Annotated in this window: 13 protein-coding genes; 2 read left to right on the top strand and 11 right to left on the bottom strand. The window is 68.5% G+C overall.

All coding sequences use genetic code 11. From position 1 onward, the window contains the following. Positions 1–8: 8 nt before the first annotated feature. The 6 genes from L2U69_RS03675 to L2U69_RS03650 form a co-directional block, all read right to left on the bottom strand. Positions 9–1757 carry a DUF1302 family protein gene (locus L2U69_RS03675; RefSeq protein ID WP_236105037.1) on the bottom strand — a complete coding sequence of 583 codons (1749 nt, stop codon included), beginning with the start codon at positions 1755–1757 and terminating at the stop codon, positions 9–11. A gap of 208 nt (positions 1758–1965) precedes the next feature. After that, positions 1966–3159, bottom strand: a complete 1194-nt coding sequence (locus L2U69_RS03670) for a 2OG-Fe(II) oxygenase (protein ID WP_236105036.1) — start codon at positions 3157–3159, stop codon at positions 1966–1968. Continuing rightward, positions 3134–4654 (bottom strand): TolC family outer membrane protein, encoded by a 1521-nt coding sequence (locus L2U69_RS03665; RefSeq protein WP_236105035.1) that lies wholly within the window; start codon positions 4652–4654, stop codon positions 3134–3136. Before L2U69_RS03665 ends, L2U69_RS03670 begins: the two co-directional genes overlap by 26 nt. 2 nt (positions 4655–4656) lie before the next feature. Then, on the bottom strand, positions 4657–5991 hold the full coding sequence (locus L2U69_RS03660; RefSeq protein WP_236105034.1) for an HlyD family type I secretion periplasmic adaptor subunit: 1335 nt from the start codon (positions 5989–5991) through the stop codon (positions 4657–4659). After that, positions 5988–7700, bottom strand: coding sequence for a type I secretion system permease/ATPase (locus tag L2U69_RS03655; protein WP_236105033.1), 1713 nt, complete (start codon positions 7698–7700; stop codon positions 5988–5990). Before L2U69_RS03655 ends, L2U69_RS03660 begins: the two co-directional genes overlap by 4 nt. A 219-nt stretch (positions 7701–7919) precedes the next feature. Then, on the bottom strand, positions 7920–8369 hold the full coding sequence (locus L2U69_RS03650; protein WP_329605360.1) for a nucleoside deaminase: 450 nt from the start codon (positions 8367–8369) through the stop codon (positions 7920–7922). Positions 8370–8423: 54 nt separating this feature from the next. Here L2U69_RS03650 and L2U69_RS03645 point away from each other — a divergent pair, with 54 nt between their 5' ends. Together L2U69_RS03645 and rsmD are read left to right on the top strand one after the other, a co-directional pair. Beyond that, complete coding sequence (locus L2U69_RS03645) at positions 8424–9497, top strand: pseudouridine synthase (protein ID WP_236105032.1); 1074 nt, start codon at positions 8424–8426, stop codon at positions 9495–9497. Continuing rightward, positions 9475–10029 (top strand): 16S rRNA (guanine(966)-N(2))-methyltransferase RsmD, encoded by a 555-nt coding sequence (gene rsmD / locus L2U69_RS03640; protein ID WP_236105030.1) that lies wholly within the window; start codon positions 9475–9477, stop codon positions 10027–10029. The genes L2U69_RS03645 and rsmD overlap by 23 nt, the downstream gene beginning before the upstream one ends. A gap of 4 nt (positions 10030–10033) precedes the next feature. On the opposite strand, the gene mutL is transcribed toward rsmD, so the two are convergent. From mutL to ileS, 5 genes are all read right to left on the bottom strand, one after another. Then, on the bottom strand, positions 10034–11845 hold the full coding sequence (gene mutL, locus L2U69_RS03635) for a DNA mismatch repair endonuclease MutL (protein WP_236105024.1): 1812 nt from the start codon (positions 11843–11845) through the stop codon (positions 10034–10036). A 48-nt stretch (positions 11846–11893) separates the two neighbouring features. Beyond that, a complete protein-coding gene (locus L2U69_RS03630) occupies positions 11894–13225 on the bottom strand; it encodes a glucose-6-phosphate isomerase (protein WP_236105022.1) in 1332 nt (443 codons plus the stop codon). Between the two features lie 153 nt (positions 13226–13378). Further along, positions 13379–13987, bottom strand: a complete 609-nt coding sequence (locus L2U69_RS03625; protein WP_236105019.1) for a DUF3035 domain-containing protein — start codon at positions 13985–13987, stop codon at positions 13379–13381. A gap of 4 nt (positions 13988–13991) precedes the next feature. Continuing rightward, positions 13992–14513 carry a signal peptidase II gene (lspA, locus tag L2U69_RS03620; RefSeq protein WP_236105016.1) on the bottom strand — a complete coding sequence of 174 codons (522 nt, stop codon included), beginning with the start codon at positions 14511–14513 and terminating at the stop codon, positions 13992–13994. After that, a complete protein-coding gene (gene ileS, locus L2U69_RS03615) occupies positions 14506–17334 on the bottom strand; it encodes an isoleucine--tRNA ligase (RefSeq protein ID WP_236105014.1) in 2829 nt (942 codons plus the stop codon). The genes lspA and ileS overlap by 8 nt, the downstream gene beginning before the upstream one ends. Between the last annotated feature and the right edge of the window lie 22 nt (positions 17335–17356).

The raw sequence follows: 17356 nt of genomic DNA, 5'->3' as shown, positions 1-17356 counted from the left end.
CGCGCGGCTCAGAACTGCCGCGTGATCCGGAGGAAGGCTTCGTCGGCGAAGTCGAGGGTGGAGAGGGCGTTCTTGTTGTCGTCCTCCGCCGCGAAGATGGTGGCGTAGAGATCGACCTGCCAGTCGCCGTTCGGCTTCCACTTGGCGCCCGGCTGGATCATGGCGCCGCCCCGCAGGTCGTAGAGCACCGAGAGATCGAAGCGCCATTCGAGGCTGGGCGAGGGCTGCTGAAGGGCCAGGGCCACGGCGTGATAGCCGTCGACCCCGGTCGGGTTGTTGGCCAGGCTGCCGCCGTAACCGCTCAGATGCCGGCCGAACAGGTCGCTCTCCGACTTGTAGAGATATTGCGCGACGATATAGGTGGCGGGGAATTCGGTCGAGAAGCGGTGATATTTCTCGAAGACGAGGGCGAAGGTCCATTCGTCCTCGGTGATCGGTTCCTGCGACAGCGACGGGCTGGTGAATTTCTTGTCGGGCGTGAAGGATCCCTCGGCCCTGACGATGAGCTGGTCGAACAGGGAGCCGGGCTCGTCCTCGAAGATGTAGTTGGCGCCCATGCCGAAGACGTTCTCATAGGGATAGTAGCGCTCGATATGGCCGCGCAGCCCGCCGAAGGTGGCGAAGAACGTATCGAGTTCCGCGCCCGCCAGGCCCATGTCGTTGCCGACGTTGAAGGCGCCGAGAAGGCCGGTCGCCGGCTGGAAATCGTCGACCGCCGCATTGAGCCCGGCGGTGCCGTCGAGCCGGACCTGATGCGCGTAATAGAACCATTCGGTGGCGGAAGTGACACCGTTCACCGGGTCGATCTCGAAGGGCGTTCCCGCCAGCGGCCCGACGCCCGACTGGGTCCAGCGATAGACGCCATCGGGGTTGCGCCTGGACATGGCGACGAACTGCAGGCCCAGGTCCTCGAACTGGGCGCGCAGGCGGCCGCCGACGTTCACGCTGGCATCGACCCAGTCGTAGCGGTCGTGGACCGTGAACTGGTCCGGGATGACGTTGTAGGGGGTCGAGGGATTGTTGGTGATCGACGGGTTGAACTGCTGGACGAAACCCTCGGCCTCCCAGACGTCGTCGACGCGATAGGAGGCGCGGAGCCCGAGGGCCGGCACGCGCTTGTCCGAGAATTCCTCCGCCGCCGGATCGAGGATCAGGTGACGGCGAAGGTCCAGCCCGTTCGGCAGGTCGAGCACGCGGAAGAACAGCGATTCGCCCCAGGCGATCTGCTGATTGCCGGCGCGGATGAAGAGAGGCCCGTCGGCGAAGTCGAGATAGGCGGCCGGCAGGTCGACCATGTAGGAATTGCCGTTCACCTCGAGCAGCGATCCGCGGCCGCCGCCCCGGATATCGGTCTCGAACGGGGTGGAGCCGCCGTTGTCGTCGTAGACGTCCCAGTCGAGATAGGCGCGGGTGGTGACATGGGCCTTCAGACTTTGGCTGAAGGTGGCGTCCATGTTCAGCTCGAAGCGCGTCGCCAGCAAGTTGAAGTCGTTGTCCGTGCTGCGGGCCGGGCGGGTGGCCGTCGTGGGCAGGCCGGGGACCAGCGGGTTCAGCGCGACGGTCTTGCCGTTGAAGATGTTGCCCTGGGTGTTGAAGGGATTTTCGTCGTCGGTCAGCTTGAGGGCGGCTTCCTGGCGGACGAAGCCCGAAAAGGTGATGTCGACCGCGAAGGCCGGCTGTGCCAGGACGGTGAGAACCGTCCCCAGCGCGGTCAGACCGCAGGCATTGCCAAAGGCTTTGGTGACGGCGAGATTCATCTGCTTTCGCTCCCTGACCATTCCATTCGTTCTTTTTCTTGGCCGTTCGACACAGCTCCGCCGTTCGGACACCGCTTGGGTGTCCGGGCGTCGGCAGCCTCAGTGCGACCGAACGATTCCTGAACTAGTTGTGCCCATTATGGATGTATTCGCGCCCGATACCTCCCCCCGATCGGGTGGTCCGGGGGGAGGGGCCGAAAAAATCCGCTCAGGTTTCGGATGAACGATCTTCGGGAGGCAGCCCGTCGCGATAGCTGCCGATGCCGTCGGCGAGGAACTGGTTGTTCTCGCTGCGCAGGCGCGCGGCGGCCTCGTCATAGAGGAAGGGCAGGAAGGCGAAGCGCCGGCCCCGCGTCACCGGGCGAACGCTGTGCAGCAGCGAGCAGGAGAAGACCACGGCACCGCCCGGCGGCGGCACCATGCCGTCGGGGCCATATTCCGGAAAGAAGACGTCGCCACCCTCGAAATCATCGTTGAGATTGATCGAGACGGCGAAGCGGCGGTGCGCGGTGCCCCGCGTGGTGTTGTCGCGATGGGGACGGAAATGGCCCTGATCCGCCGCCTCGTAGCAGCCGATCAGATAGCGTTCCATCCGCGTCACTTCGAACTGATGAACCTTGCGAATTTCGGGGACGACGCGGCGCCGGATGCGGGCCTGGGTTTCGCGGATCAGCGCGGCGTCGGCGATTTCGACGTCGCGCCGGCGCTTGTGGGAATGGTCGTGGACCAGGGTCGTCTTGCCGTCGACGTCGCGCATGAAGCCGCTCTCCCGGCCGCCGACGCTCTCGTAATGGTCGATCAGGCGGCGGCAGAGCGCCGGCTCGAAGACATGGGGCAGGAACAGGACGGGGGCCTGGATCGGCCGCCCGGCGAAACGCGCCACCGGGGGCAGGTCGGCGATGCGCTTCAACACGGCATCCCGATCGGCACCGTCCGGCCGCATGGCGACGACGTCGAGCACCCGCAGCATGGGATCGAGGATGAGCCAGAAACGCCGTGTATCCTCGGGCGTTACCGTCTCCGCGGTCTCGGGCACGGCACCATAGGCCCTGGCGACGGTGCCGTCGAAATCGAGGAAATGGCGGATGCCGGGGATCATGTCGGGCACCCGGCCCTGGCGGCTGTCCTCCCGGTCCAGGGTCACGCCGAAGAAACTGACCTTGGCATCGTCGAACAGGTGGCGGTTGGCGGCGACGGCGTCGAGGGCCGCGCGCGACAGGCCGTCGCCGGCCGACAGATGGAACAGCAGCACGATGTAGCGCCCGGCCACCGTGTCGAAGGAGAAGCGGGGATTGGCCGCCGTCGCCTGACGGAACCAGGGCGCCGGATCGCCGGGCAGCAGGCGGACGTAGCGCCGTGTCGCCGGCGCCGTTCCGTCAGTCGGGGTAGTCGTAGTCGACATCGAGATCGTCTCCACCGAGGTCGAATATGTCTTCCAGGATGTCGGCATCCGCGCGCGCATCGGCCGGCGCCGGGTCGGGGACCGTCGGGACGGGCGGCGGCGCGGTCGAGGTCGGGACCGGCATCACCTCGGGGCTCGGGATCGGGTCGGTCGAGAGATAGGCGTCGCGCACCGCCTCCGCATGGGCCTTGCCGTCATAGGGCGTGACCGGCAGCGCCGTCTCCCGGGGGGTGAAACCGCCGACGGTGGCGAGCAGGCGCCAGCCCGCGAAACGCTCGTCCCGCGCCGCGACGACGGAGCGGCGCTGTGCCTCGAGAAAATTCTGTTCCGCCTGCAACAGGTCGATAGTGGTGCGATAGCCGAGCAGGGCTTCCTGCTTCACCCCGCTCAGGGCCTTGTCCGCGGCCGTGACGCTGGCCGCCGTATAGATCGCGGCGTCGCGCGTGGCGGTCATGGCGTCAAAGGCTTCCGCGACCTGGCGCATGATGTCGCGCTCCGCGATCATGGTCTCGGCCCGGCGCTGGTTCAGGAGCTCGCGCGCCTGGCGAATGCGCGACCGCGTGCCGCCCCCCTCGTAGAGCGGCACGCGAAGCTGGAGCTGAAGCGAATATTGCTCGAGCTCGCTGCCCTCGAAGGAGGTGTCCTCGTCGCGCCGGCCGCCCGCCACGAGGTCGAGGGCCGGATAGAGACCGGCCTCGGCATCGCCGATCGCGGCATTGGCGACGGCTTCGGCGGATTTGGCGCGCAGGACCTGGGGATTGGCCGCCATGGCCGCCCGCTCGGCCGCGTCCAGGGTCTGGGGCAGGCTCGGCGGGGCCGGGGTCGGCTGGAGATCGATCGCGGGATGGCCGACCACCGCGACATAGGCGGCGTGGGAGCGGCGCAGGTTCTGGCGCGCCAGTACCCCGTCGGCCTGGACCTGGGCGAGACGGGCTTCGACCAGGGCGATGTCGGTTTCCGACAGGTCGCCTTCGCGGAGCCGGATGCGGCTGTCCGTCAGTTCCTTGGCCAGCAGGGATTCGATCGCCGCCGTCACCGCGACCAGTTCCATGTCCCGCCGCACGTTCAGATAGACTTCGACCACGGCGAGGAGGACCTGCTGTTCCGTCGCCGCCAGGGTGGCGCGGCTCTCGGCGATGCGGGCGTCGGCTGTCTCGAGGGCGGCGAAACCGCTCAGGGGAAACAGCGGCAGCACGATCTGGGCGTTGGACGAGATCGGGGTGGTGTCGGCGCCCGGCGTGCTCTGGGTGTTCAGGGTGGCGATGCCGCCGGTCGCGGTCAGCAGGACGGAGGGACGGAAGAGCGCCAAGGCCTGGGCCAGGGTCTCGTCGGTCACGCGGAGATTGGCGCGGGCGGCGGCCAGGGTCGGATTGGTCTGATAAGCGGAGACCAGCGCCTCCGTCAGGGTCTCCGCGCGCACGGCGGCGGACGTCATCACCAGGGCGACGACGGTGGCGAGGGCGCGCAGGGGGTGGCGAGGGCGGCGAAGGGACACGGTCACTCTTCCTTGAGGGAGCGGGCGAACATGTCGACCAGCGGCCGCACGAAATAATCGAGCACGGTGCGCTCGCCGGTGTTCACGATCACCTCGACCGGCATGCCGGGCACGATCTCCAGACCGCCGAGGCGCGTCATCTCCTCGGACGAAACGGAGACCCGCGCCAGGTAATAGGCCGGCACGTCGGGTCCGGCATTCACCAGATCGGCCGAGACCCGCTGGACCGTGCCGAAGACCGACGGCGTCTTGCGCAGGCTGAAGGCGGAGAAGCGGACTTCCGTCTCCTCGCCCGGACGGACCTTGTCGATATCGACCGGCGGCACCATGGCCTCGATCACTAGGGGCTGGTCCTGGGGCACGATGTCGAGCAGGGGGGCGCCGGGGGCGATGACCGCGTCGACCGTATGGATCGCCAGATTGGTCACGACGCCCGCGACCGGGGCGCGGATCTCGGTCCGGGTCATCTGGTCCTGGGCCGCGGTGATCTGGGTCTCCAGGGTGGCGAGGTCCTGTTCCACCTGTTCGAGGTCGCTCATTACGCCGGCGGCGAATGTGTTCATCACCTGGTCGATCTGCAGCCGGGTCTCGCCGGCGGCGACGTCGTTGCGGGCGATTTCGGCGACGAGCTGGCCGCGCCGCCCGGTCAGATCGGCGCCGGCCCGTTCGAGGGCGAGCAGCCGGGTCTTCGGCGCGAGGCCCTGGGCATAGAGCCGTCGGAGCCCCGCCAGTTCTTCCTCGATCTTGGCCAATTGGGTCTCGGCCGAGGAAAGCTGGGCGTTCAGGCCGTCGCGCTGGCGGCTCAACTGGTCGAGGCGCTGGTTCAGGATCGCGACCTGGCCGTCGCGCGTGGCGCGCCGGCTGGCGAAGGAGAGTTGCTGGGTGCGCACCTGATCGGCGATCACCGGTTCCTTGGCGGCGACCAGAAGGCGGGTGGGGAAATCGATCTCGGCGGCTTCGTCACGCTCCGCCAGGAGGCGGGCGCGCCGCGCCATGACCGCATAGAGCCGCTCCTGCAAGCCCTGGAGCTGGCTGAGGGCACGCACACCACTGAGACGGATCAGCACGTCGCCGGCCGCGACGACGCTGCCGTCGCGGACCAGGATCGCCTCGACGATACCGCCTTCGAGATGCTGCACGACCTGGCGGTTGCTCTCGACCGCGACCCGGCCGGACATGGCGGCACCTTCCGACAGGGGCGCCGTCGCCGCCCAGACCGTGATCGCCAGGATGCCGCAGAGGATGACCAGATAGATGGCGATCACCGGCGCGCGCAGGCCGGTGCGCAGCGACGGCACGGTTTCGGCCGCGATCGGCGGCACCTGTTGCAGGCTCACGGCCGGCCCTCCTGCGCGACGGCGCGGGGCTGCGGCTTCTGGCCGCCGCCCTGCAGCCGGGCGATGACCTCGGCCGAGGGGCCGAAGGCCTGCACCGTGCCGTCGCCGACCACCATCACCATGTCGAGCGGCGCGATCAGGGCGACGCGGTGGCTGATCATGAAGATCGTGGCGCCGCGCTGCGCCGCCGCCGCGATCGCCTGCTGGAGCGCGGTCTCCCCTTCGGCGTCGAGATTGGCGTTCGGCTCGTCCAGCACCAGAAGGACGGGCTCGCCATAGAGCGCGCGGGCAAGGCCGATACGCTGGCGCTGGCCACCCGAGAGGGCGCGGCCGGCGGCGCCGATCATGGTCTCATAGCCATGGGGCAGGCGCAGGATGAGGTCGTGGACGCCGGCCGCCTGGGCCGCCGCCACCACCTTTTCGGAATCGATCGGGCCGAAGCGGGCGATGTTCTCCGCCACCGTGCCGTCCAGAAGGTCGATCTCCTGCGGCAGATAGCCGACGTGGGGGCCCAGGGTCTCGGCCGGCCAGTCGGCCATGGCGGCGCCGTCGATGCGCACCGTGCCGCGCGCCGGCACGACGGCGCCGACCAGGACCTTGGCCAGCGTGCTCTTGCCGGCACCGCTGGCGCCGACGATGCCGACCGAGCGGCCGGCGGGCACGGCGAAGCTGATGCCCTTCAGGATCGGCGTTTCGCTGCCGGGCGGCACCACGACCACCTGTTCGACGGCGACCGCGCCGGCCGGGGCGGGCAGGGCGACGTGACGGGACAGGGGTTCCGGATTGTCGCGGGTCAGGCGGTCGATCCGTTCCAGCGCGCCGCGGGCGGCGGCGAAGCCGCGCCAGGCGCCGACCACCTGCTCGATCGGGCCGAGACCGCGGCCGAGGATGATGGAGCCGGCGACGATCATGCCCGGCGTGATTTCCTGCTTGATCGCCAGCCAGGCGCCGGCGGCGAGCACGAAGCTCTGCACCGCGATGCGGATGAAGCGCGACACCGTCGCCAGCGCGGACGAGCGGTGGGCGGCCTGCATCTGGAAGGCGAGGCCGGCGCGCTGGGTCTCGGACCAGCGGTCGCGGATCCCGGGCATCATGCCCATGGCGCGGATGGTCTGCGCGCTCTCCAGGCTGGTTTCGGCGAAGCCCGCCGCCTTGGCGGCCCGGGCGGCGCCCGCCCGGGTCGGCCGCCTTGCCGCGAGTTCCGACGCCAGGGTCAGGCCGAACAGGATGATCGCCGCCGCCAGCGTCATATGGCCGATCAGGGGCGAGATCAGATAGGCGGCAATGATGAACAGGGGCGCCCAGGGCAGGTCGACGAAAGCCGGAATGCCGGGCCCCGTCAGGAACTGCCGGATGACGTCGACATCGGCATTGGCCCGGCTCCAGGCGGCGGCCTGGGGCTGGCGCAACTGATTGCGGAAAGTGGCGTCGAACGCCTTGTCCGCCAGTTCCAGGGTCACCTTGGCGGCGATCCGGTTCAACAGGTCGGCACGCCCGCGCTCGAGGAGCGACATCATGATGAACAGCAGGGTGACCGCCACGGTCAGCAGGATCAGGGTCTCGACGCTGCGGCTGAGCAATACGCGGTCATAGACCTGGAGCATGAACAGGGGACTGGCCAGCACCAGCAGATTGGCGAAGAAACTGGCGAGCACGATGGCGAGGGTCGCGGGGCCGGCGTGGCGCAGCAACAGACCGGGCAGGCTCATGGGGCGGGCATTGGCCAAAGTGCGGCGTCCTCGTTACGACGGGTTTCTCGTTACGACGGGTTTCTCCACGGCGCGTTTCTCCGCGTCTTCCGTCGTCCGGTCTTCGGCGGGTGGTATCGCAGTCTACTACGGGTAGCATGGCCCTTGTGCAAACGAATAGGTCCCGAGTCGCCGCCATTCCCGTCTTGCCGGACCAGGGTGGTGACAGACGTCACATGATCAGCGCCGATCCCGGAAGAAATCGCGCAGCAGCGCCGCCGACTGGTCCGCAGCGAAGCCGTCGTAGACCTCGGGCGCGTGATGGCAGGTCGCTTGCGCGAAGAAGCGCGGGCCATGGTGGACGGCGCCGCCCTTCGGATCGTCGGCCCCGAAATAGAGCCGGCGCAGGCGGGCGAAGGAAATGGCGCCCGCGCACATGGCGCAGGGCTCCAGCGTGACATGGAGATCGAGGCCCGACAGCCGCTCCTGGCCGAGGGCGGCACAGGCGGCGCGGATCGCCAGGATCTCGGCATGGGCGGTCGGATCGTTCAATTCGCGGGTGCGGTTGCCGGCGGCGGCGACGATGCGCCGGTCCGCCGGATCGACGATCACGGCGCCCACCGGCACCTCGCCCCGGCGGGCGGCGGCTTCGGCTTCGGCAAGGGCGATTTCCATCGGCGTCTTCGTCATGGCAAAGCGAAATTACACGACTATGATCCGCCCATGTCGACAAACGAGAATCCCATGGCAGAGGGTGAGCGGATCGCCAAATATCTGGCGCGGGCCGGCGTCTGTTCGCGCCGCGACGCCGAGCGCCTGATCGAAGACGGCAAGGTCACGGTCGACGGCACCGTGCTGACGACGCCCGCCTTCAAGGTCACGGGCAGCGAACGCATCATGGTCGAAGGCCGGCTGGTCGGCTCGCCCCAGAAGACGAGGCTGTGGCGCTTCAACAAGCCGCGCGGCCTCGTCGTCAGCCACAAGGACGAACAGGGCCGGCCGACGGTGTTCGATCTCCTGAAATCGGCCGGCCTGCCGCGCGTCATCTCCATCGGCCGGCTCGACCTCAATTCGGAAGGGCTCCTGCTCGTCACCAACGACGGCGAACTGGCGCGCCGCCTGGAATTGCCGGAAAACGCCTGGGTGCGGCGCTATCGCGTGCGCGTCGCGGGCGAGATCAAGCCGGAGCGGCTGGAGGCCCTGAAGAAGGGCATCACCATCGACGGTGTCCGCTACGGCTCGATCGAGGTCTCGGTGGACCGGATCGGCGGCCTGAACGCCTGGCTGGAGGTCGCGCTGACCGAAGGCAAGAATCGCGAGATCCGCAAGGTCATGGATCATCTGGGCCTGTCGGTGAACCGTCTGCAGCGGGTGAACTACGGTCCCTTCGATCTCGAACGCCTGGACCCCGGCGACATCGCCCCCATCGGCCCCGCCGTGATCGAGAAGATCATGAAGGGGGAAGAGATCCGTTACGACAAGCCGGCACCGAAGCCGAAGCCCGACCCCGCCGCCGCCGAAAAGCCGCGCCGGGCGAAGCCCGAATCGGCGCGTGGCCGCGCGGCCCCGGAGAAGCCCGACGGCGCGAAATCGGGTAGCCGCAAATCGGCAGCCCCGAAAGCCGGCGGCCAGCGGGAAGACGGTCCGAAGCCGACCGGCCGCAAACCTGCGGGCGCGAAATCATCGGGCCCGAAACCGCCGGGTGCGAAACCATCGGGCGCGAAACCCGTGGGGTCGAGGCCCGCGCGTCCGAAAACGACCGGCGCCAAGCCGGGCGGGCCGAAGGGAGGGCGCGATGCGCATCGTCGCCGGCCGTAACCGGGGCCGTGTCTTGGCGACACCGGACGACCGCGCCATCCGCCCGTCGAGCGACCGCCTGCGCGAAGCCGTATTCAGCATCCTCGGTGCCGGCGATCCGCCGTTGCCCCAGGACGCCGTCGTGCTCGACGTCTTCGCCGGTACGGGGGCCATGGGGCTCGAAGCCTATTCCCGGGGCGCCGCCCGTGTCGTCCTGATCGACAAGGATGCGGGCGCGCTGCGCCTCGTCGCCGAGAACATCCGCCGGGTCCGGGGCGACACGGCGTGCCGGGCGCTGTTGCTCGATGCCGCGAAGCCGGGGCGGCCGCCGGCGGGTTTCGCCGCCGATCTCCTGTTTCTCGATCCGCCCTATGGCAAGGGCTTGTGCGAGGCGGCGCTCGCCGCCCTCGATGCCGGCGGCTGGCTGGCGCCCGGCGTTCGCGTCGTCGCGGAGCACGACGGGCGGGAGGAGCCGGTCTGGCCCCAGGGCTTCGTCCAGCAGGACCGGCGGCGTTACGGCAAGGGCGCGGTCAGTTTCCTGATCCGGGGCTGAGGTTTCAGCGCCGGCCGAACAGGCGCTCGATGTCCGGCAGGTTCAATTCGACATAGGTGGGACGGCCATGGTTGCACTGGCCGGAATGGGGCGTCGCCTCCATTTCGCGCAGCAGGGCGTCCATCTCGGGGAAGGTCAGGCGCCGCCCGGCGCGGACCGCCGAATGGCAGGCGAGCGTGCCGCAGACATCGGCGAGGCGTTCCTTGAGGGCGAAACCGTCGCCCATCTCCGCGATCTCGTCGGAGAGGTCGCGGATCAGGCCCGGCACGTCGACCTTGCCGAGCAGCACGGGCACCTCGCGTACCACGACGGCGCCCTGGCCGAAGGGTTCGACCACTAGGCCGAGGGCTTCGAGATCTGCGGCGCGTTCCGCCACCCTTGCCGCGCCGTCACCGTCCAGATCGACGACTTCGGGGATCAGCAGGACCTGGCGCTTCACGCCGCCCTCCGCCGCGATCGCCTTCTTCATGCGTTCGTAGACCAGGCGCTCGTGGGCGGCGTGCTGATCGACAAGGATCAGGCCGTTCCGTGTCTCGGCGACGATATAGGTCAGATGCAATTGCCCGCGCGGCACGCCCAGCGGCAGGTCCAGGCCCTGGTCCTCCGTCGCGGCACTCGGCACGGCGGCAACCCCCGGCGTCGCATCCATGGGCGCCTGGAAGGCGTAGGCGGCGGTCCGCTCGGAAAGAGTCGGGCGATAGGGGGCGGGGGCCGTACTCCAGGCTCCGGCGGGACGGGCAAGGGGCAGGGACGGCGCGCCCGCCGGCCGGAAGCTGCCCAGTGCCGCATCCGCGACGGTGGTCGAGGCGCGGTGGCCGGCGGCACCCAGCGCGTGGCGCAGCGCCCCGACGATCAGGCCGCGCACCAGCCCCGGATCGCGAAAGCGCACCTCGGCCTTGGCGGGGTGGACGTTCACGTCGACGTGGCGGCCATCGATGGTCAGGAACAGCACCACGGCCGGATGACGGTCGCGCGCCAGGAAATCGGCATAGGCGCCGCGCACGGCGCCGTTCAACAGCTTGTCCTTCACCGGGCGGCCGTTGACGAAGAGGAACTGCTGGGTGCTGGTGGCGCGGGCATAGGTCGGCAGGCTGGCGAAGCCGGTCAGATGCAGGCCTTCCCGTTCCGCGTCGATGGTCAGGGCATTGTCGGCGAAATCGCGGCCGAGGACGGCGGCGATGCGGCTGCGGCGCGCGTCTTCCGGATCGAGCGCGGTTTCCGACGGGAAGCGCAGGCCGCCGCGGCCTTCGCCCGACAGGGTGAAGCCGACGTCGGGATGGGCGAGCGCAAGGCGGCGGATGACGTCGGCGATCGCCTGATATTCCGCCTGTTCGGTCTTCAGGAACTTCAGCCGGGCCGGCGTGGCATAGAAGAGATCGCGCACCTCGACCCGGGTGCCCTGATTGATCGCGGCCGGTTCGATCGCCCGACGATTGCCGCCGTCGACGCGGATCGCCCAGGCGTCGCCCGCATCCTTGGCACGGCTGGTGATTTCCAGACGGGCGACGGCGCCGATGGAGGGCAGGGCCTCGCCCCTGAAGCCGAAGCTCTTGATGTCGTCGAGATCGTCGTCCGGCAGTTTCGAGGTGGCGTGGCGTTCGACCGCCAGTTCCAATTCGCCGGGGGACATGCCGAAACCGTCGTCTGCGACGCGGATCAGGCGGCGCCCGCCGCCCTCGACCACCACGTCGACGCGGCCGGCGCCGGCATCCATGGCGTTTTCGACCAGTTCCTTGACGGCACTGGCCGGACGTTCAACCACCTCGCCGGCGGCGATACGGTTGACGGTCGATTCAGAGAGGCGCCGGATTCGCATGAGGCATTATTACTCAGGCGAGGCCGGCGCGCTCAGGGCCTTTTCCGATCAGATGCCGTCCTGCATCAGATATTGACGGGTCAGGATCTTCCCGTCCTCGACCGCCGGCTGGTCGAAGGGATCGACCTCGAGAAGAGCGGCGGCGATGATCGTTTCCAGCATGAAATGCATGAACAGGCTGCCCAGCGACTCGACGTCGAGTTGGGGAATGGTCAGGCGCCGCACCGGACGGTCGAATTTCACCAGCGTGTCGGCGGTGGCGCGGGCCTGGGCGGCGACGACGTCGCCGATCGGCCGGCCCGACAGGAAGGCGAGGCTGGGATCGTCCGCCAGATCCTGACGGATGACCGCGCCCTGACCCTTGGTGGCGAGATCGACCACGGTGAACAGCTTGTCCGCCGGCCCGTCGAGATAGAGCTGGAGCTGGCTGTGCTGATCGACGGGGCCGATCGCGGTGATCGGCGTCGTGCCCTTGCCCTGCTTGCCGAGGCTTTCCGCCCAGAGCTGGCGCCACCAGGCGCCCAGTCGTTCCAGCCGGTCGCTGTAGCCGAAGAAGACGCTCTGCGGCAGGCCGCAGTCGGCGGCGGCGACCGAGACGGCGGCACCGACGGCGGCGGGCGCCAGCGCCGGATCCTCGGCGAAGACATTCTGTTCGAGAGTGCGGGCGGCCCCCCGGCGCAGCGCCATGGGATCGAGGCCGAGGATCAGGGCCGGCATGGTGCCAATGACCGAAAGCACGGCGAAGCGCCCGCCGAGATCGGGATCATGGTCGAGCACGGTGGCGCCGAAGCGATGGGCCAGATTGCGCAGCAGGTTGTCGCGCGGCTCGGTGATCACGGTGAAGCGCCGGCCGATCGAATCGCGGCGGAAGCCGGCCTGTTCCAGCGCATCGATGACGACGAGGAGCTGGGCGATGGTCTCGGCCGTGCTGCCGGATTTGGAGGCGACCAGGAAATGGGTGTTGGCGACGTCGCCGGTCGCCAGGGAGGCTTCGAGGCTGACGGAATCGAGATTGTCGAGGAAGCCGAGGCGGGGACGGTCGGCCGGGCCGCCGAAGGGCGTCTGCACCAGTTGCGCGATCGCCTGGGGGCCGAGGGAGGAACCGCCGGTGCCGAGCAGCACCACCTGATTGCATTCCGACGCGATACGGTCGGCGACCGCCATCTGCTGACCGAGATCGTCCGAACGGTAGGGGACCGTGAAATGGGGCAGGCTGCCCGAGCGGCTCTGATCGGCGAGGCGGGCGAGCACGGCGCGGGTCTCCGCCAGGCGGCGGTCGATGACGGCGCCGTTCAGCTTGCCCCGGCTGCAATCCTCGATGGATTGGATGAAGGGCAGGAGGGCGTTCTGCTCGTTGGCATCGGTTCGAAGAATCTGCATGACCTCTTCATGTTTTCTCTTCGGTGCACGCCTTCTGCGCACACCGGGGGAGAAATAGGGGACCGCAGGGATGGGGCCCGGCGCGGACCCCGGCAGGACGAAGGCTGTTGCCATCTCGACGCTCGGTTTTCGACACGTGCATGGTGCACGCCATCAGAAAACGCCTTCGAGCAGCCCCGGTTCCCCACGTTTGATCTGCGGCGTGTCGCCGGTGGTCGGCGGCAGGCCCTGCGCGGCGTTTTGCCGCAGGCGCCGCGCTTCTTCCGGCGCGTCGACGACGATGTCGGTCGGATCATAGGTCACGCCCATGATCTCGCGCGCGAAATCGATGCTCTTCTCGGTCAGGGCGCCGCTTTCGCGATTGAGTGTCGCGCGGATCGACGGATCGGCATTCTCCGCCCCGGCGGCGCGCAGGAACTGGCGTTCGATGTCACTCGGCTGGCCGCCGGTACCGACACCGACGGGGGCGCCGCCGGCAAGGCCTTCGGACAGCGTGCCGCCGAAGACGGCCTCCGACGCGACGCGTTCGGGGCTGTTGAATTGCGCGGGCGGGGCGCCCGGTTCCGGCGGCCGCAGCGCGTAGTCCGGCGGCACCACCAGCGGTGCGTTGGTCACCACGGCGAATTCGTCCGGCGCCCGGCGCGCGACGCCGAGCTGTTCCCGGATGTCGGCGCCGCCGTCGCAGGCCGCAAGCAGGACCGCCGCGCCCGCCACGGAAAGGGCGGTGCCGGCGAAACGGGTGGCCGATCGGATGACACTCATCTTTTTACCGCTCCTCGGGGGCCGGCCGGGCGTTGGACCCGGCGCTCGTCGACTGGCCCAGAATGGCGTCCAGCAAGAGAAGGCCGACACCGACGGTGATGGCCGAGTCAGCAATGTTGAACGCCCAGAAATGATAACCCGAAACGTGGAAGTCGAAAAAGTCCGCGACCGCGCCGAGAACGACGCGGTCATAGGCGTTACCCAGGGCGCCGCCGGCGACGAGGGCGAGACCGGCGGCGGCGAGGCGGGACGACGAGCGCCACATCCACACCAGCAGCATCAGGGCGACGAGCACGGCAAAGCCGGTGAGCAGATAGCGCCCGCTGTCGTCGCCCTGCTGGAACAGGCCGAAGCTGACGCCCCGGTTCCAGACCATCACGAGGTTGAAGAAATCCGTCACCTGGACCGGATCCTGGCCGTCGAGCAGCGCGATCAGCCGTTCCTTGCTGATGCGGTCCGCCACCAGCGTCACGACGAACAGGACGACGCCGAGCAAGCGAAAGCGCTTGATGGCCCGATCAGGCATGGGCGACGACCTCGTGGCAGCGGTGGCACAGGGAGGGATGATCGCCGTGACTGCCCACTTCGGGCAAGACCATCCAGCACCGCGCGCATTTTTCGCCGCTGGCCGGGGCCGGCACGACGGCGACGCCCGGCACCTCCTCGAGGCGGAAGGCGTCCGCCGGGCCGTCGCCCGCCGCCAGTTCGATGCCCGAGGTGATCGATAGTTCCGCCATGTCGACACTCTTCGCGAGCTCGAGCAGGGCGGCATCCGCGACATGGACCACGGGGCTCGCCTGAAGGCTGGCGCCGATCCGCTTCTCGCGCCGCTCGATCTCCAGGGCGCCGGTGACGACCCGGCGCAGATCGCGCAGGCGCTCCCATTTGTCCGCCAGGTCGGGGGCCAGCCAGTCGGCGGGAACGGCGGGGAATTCATGCAGATGCACGCTTTCCTCGTCGCCCGGATGGCGGGTCAGCCACGCTTCCTCCATGGTGAAGCAGAGCACCGGGGCGGCCCAGGTGGTCAGGCATTCGAACAGGATGTCGAGCACCGTGCGCGCGGCCCGGCGGCGGATCGACCGCGGCCCGTCGCAATAGATCGCATCCTTGCGGACGTCGAAATAGAAGGCCGAGAGATCGGAGATGCAGAAGTCCGTCAGCGCCATGAAGGCGCGGTGGAATTCATAGTCGCCGTAACCGGCACGCACCACGCGGTCCAGTTCCGCGATCCGGTGCAGGACCCAGCGATCCAGCTCCGGCATCTCGGCCGGCGCCAGCTTCTCGGCGTCGGTGAAGCCCTTCAGGCTGCCCATGATCCAGCGCAGCGTGTTGCGGAGCTTGCGGTACATCTCCGCCTTGGCCTTCAGGATGTCGTTGTCGATCTTCAGGTCTTCGGTGAAGTCCGACGTCGCCACCCAGAGGCGCAGGATGTCGGCGCCGTTCTGGTCGATCACATTCTGCGGCGCGATGGTGTTGCCCAGCGACTTCGACATCTTGCGACCCTGGCCGTCCACGACGAAGCCATGGGTCAGCACGCCTTCATAGGGGGCGCGGCCCCGGGTGCCGCAGGCTTCCAGCAGGGAGGAATGGAACCAGCCGCGATGCTGGTCCGAACCCTCGAGATAGAGCGACGCCGGCCACATCAGTTCCGCGCGTTCCTCGAGGACGAAGGCATGGGTGGAACCGGAGTCGAACCAGACGTCCAGGATGTCCATGACCTGCTCGAATTGCTCGGGATCATGCTCATTGCCGAGAAAGCGTTCGGGCTTCGAGGTGAACCAGGCATCGGCGCCTTCCGCCTTCACCGCCTCGACGATGCGGGCATTGACGGCGGGATCGCGCAGCGGCTCGTTCGTCCTCTTGTCGACGAAGAGGGTGATGGGCACGCCCCAGGCGCGCTGGCGCGAGATCACCCAGTCCGGGCGGTTGGCGATCATGGAATGGATGCGGTTACGGCCGACCGCCGGCACCCAGCGCACCTGGTCGATCGCCGAAAGCGCCTTGTCGCGGAGATCGTTGGTCGCCATGGAGATGAACCATTGCGGCGTGGCGCGGAAGATCAGCGGCGCCTTGGAACGCCAGGAGTGCGGGTAGGAGTGGACCAGGGAGCCCTGGGCCAGCAGGCCGCCCGCCGCCTCGATCGCCTCGAGGACGCTCTTGTTGGCGTTGCCTTCCTTGCCGTTCGGCCACAGCACCTTCTTGCCGGCGAAAAGCGGCACGTCGTCGAGATAGGCGCCGTTCGGGCCGACCAGTTCCGGCACCGGCAGGCCGTGCTTGCGGCCCAGCTCGAAGTCGTCCGCGCCATGGGACGGCGCGATGTGGACGAAGCCCGTACCGGTGTCCATGGTGACGAAATCGCCGGCCAGCACGGGCACGTCGAAGTCGTAACCCTGTCCGCGCAGCGGGTGCGCGCAGACGGTCTTGAAGGCGAAGTCGGACCCGACCAGATGGGCCTCGGTCTCATAGGCCTCGATGCCGGCGGACTTCACCACCTCGGCCAGCAAGGGTTCGGCAACGACGATGGATTCGCCGACGCGCGCCTTGCTGCCCTCGGCGACGGCCGTCACCTTCACGCGGACATATTCCGCCTCGATCGCGCAGGCGATGCCGCGGTTGGCGGGCATGGTCCAGGGCGTCGTGGTCCAGATCACCACGGCGGCGCCCGTCAGCGCCTCGGGCCCCGAGACGACGGGGAAGCGGACGTGGATCGTGGTCGAGGTATGGTCGTGATATTCGACCTCCGCCTCGGCGAGGGCGGTTTCCTCGACGACCGACCACATGACCGGCTTGGCACCCCGGTAGAGACCGCCGTTCATGAGGAATTTCAGGCATTCCTCGACGATCTTGGCCTCGGCCGGAAAGGCCATGGTCAGATAGGGATCGTCCCAGTCGCCCTCGACGCCCAGGCGGCGGAACTCGGCCTTCTGGACCTCGATCCAATGGTCGGCGAAGTCCCGACATTCCTTGCGGAACTCGGAGACGGGGACCGAATCCTTGCTCTTGCCGGCGGCGCGGTATTTTTCCTCGATCTTCCATTCGATCGGCAGGCCGTGGCAGTCCCAGCCCGGCACATAGGGCGCGTCCTTGCCCATCATGGACTGGCTGCGGTTGATCACGTCCTTCAGGATCTTGTTCAGCGCCGTGCCGATGTGGATGTTGCCGTTGGCATAGGGCGGGCCGTCGTGCAGGACGAATTTCTCGCGTCCCTTGCGGGTTTCGCGCAGGCGGCCATAGAGGTTCAGCTTGTTCCAGCGGTCGATCAGCGCCGGTTCCTTCCTCACGAGACCCGCCTTCATCTCGAACGGGGTCTCGGGCAGGAACACGGTTGCCTTGTAATCGGTTGTCATTTGGGTTGCCGATGCTTGTACG

This window comes from Zavarzinia marina, assembly GCF_021568905.1.
In the GTDB taxonomy this organism is placed as follows: domain Bacteria; phylum Pseudomonadota; class Alphaproteobacteria; order Zavarziniales; family Zavarziniaceae; genus Zavarzinia; species Zavarzinia marina.
Note: the sequence above shows the minus strand (reverse complement) of the source record. Positions and strands in the feature narration are given on the sequence as shown.

Coding starts and splice junctions, on each gene's coding strand:
- L2U69_RS03675 (WP_236105037.1), bottom strand. CDS start 1,757: ATGAATCTCGCCGTCACCAAAGCCTTTGGCAATGCCTGCGGTCTGACC.
- L2U69_RS03670 (WP_236105036.1), bottom strand. CDS start 3,159: ATGTCGACTACGACTACCCCGACTGACGGAACGGCGCCGGCGACACGG.
- L2U69_RS03655 (WP_236105033.1), bottom strand. CDS start 7,700: ATGAGCCTGCCCGGTCTGTTGCTGCGCCACGCCGGCCCCGCGACCCTC.
- L2U69_RS03650 (WP_329605360.1), bottom strand. CDS start 8,369: ATGACGAAGACGCCGATGGAAATCGCCCTTGCCGAAGCCGAAGCCGCC.
- L2U69_RS03645 (WP_236105032.1), top strand. CDS start 8,424: ATGGCAGAGGGTGAGCGGATCGCCAAATATCTGGCGCGGGCCGGCGTC.
- rsmD (WP_236105030.1), top strand. CDS start 9,475: ATGCGCATCGTCGCCGGCCGTAACCGGGGCCGTGTCTTGGCGACACCG.
- mutL (WP_236105024.1), bottom strand. CDS start 11,845: ATGCGAATCCGGCGCCTCTCTGAATCGACCGTCAACCGTATCGCCGCC.
- L2U69_RS03630 (WP_236105022.1), bottom strand. CDS start 13,225: ATGCAGATTCTTCGAACCGATGCCAACGAGCAGAACGCCCTCCTGCCC.
- L2U69_RS03625 (WP_236105019.1), bottom strand. CDS start 13,987: ATGAGTGTCATCCGATCGGCCACCCGTTTCGCCGGCACCGCCCTTTCC.
- lspA (WP_236105016.1), bottom strand. CDS start 14,513: ATGCCTGATCGGGCCATCAAGCGCTTTCGCTTGCTCGGCGTCGTCCTG.
- ileS (WP_236105014.1), bottom strand. CDS start 17,334: ATGACAACCGATTACAAGGCAACCGTGTTCCTGCCCGAGACCCCGTTC.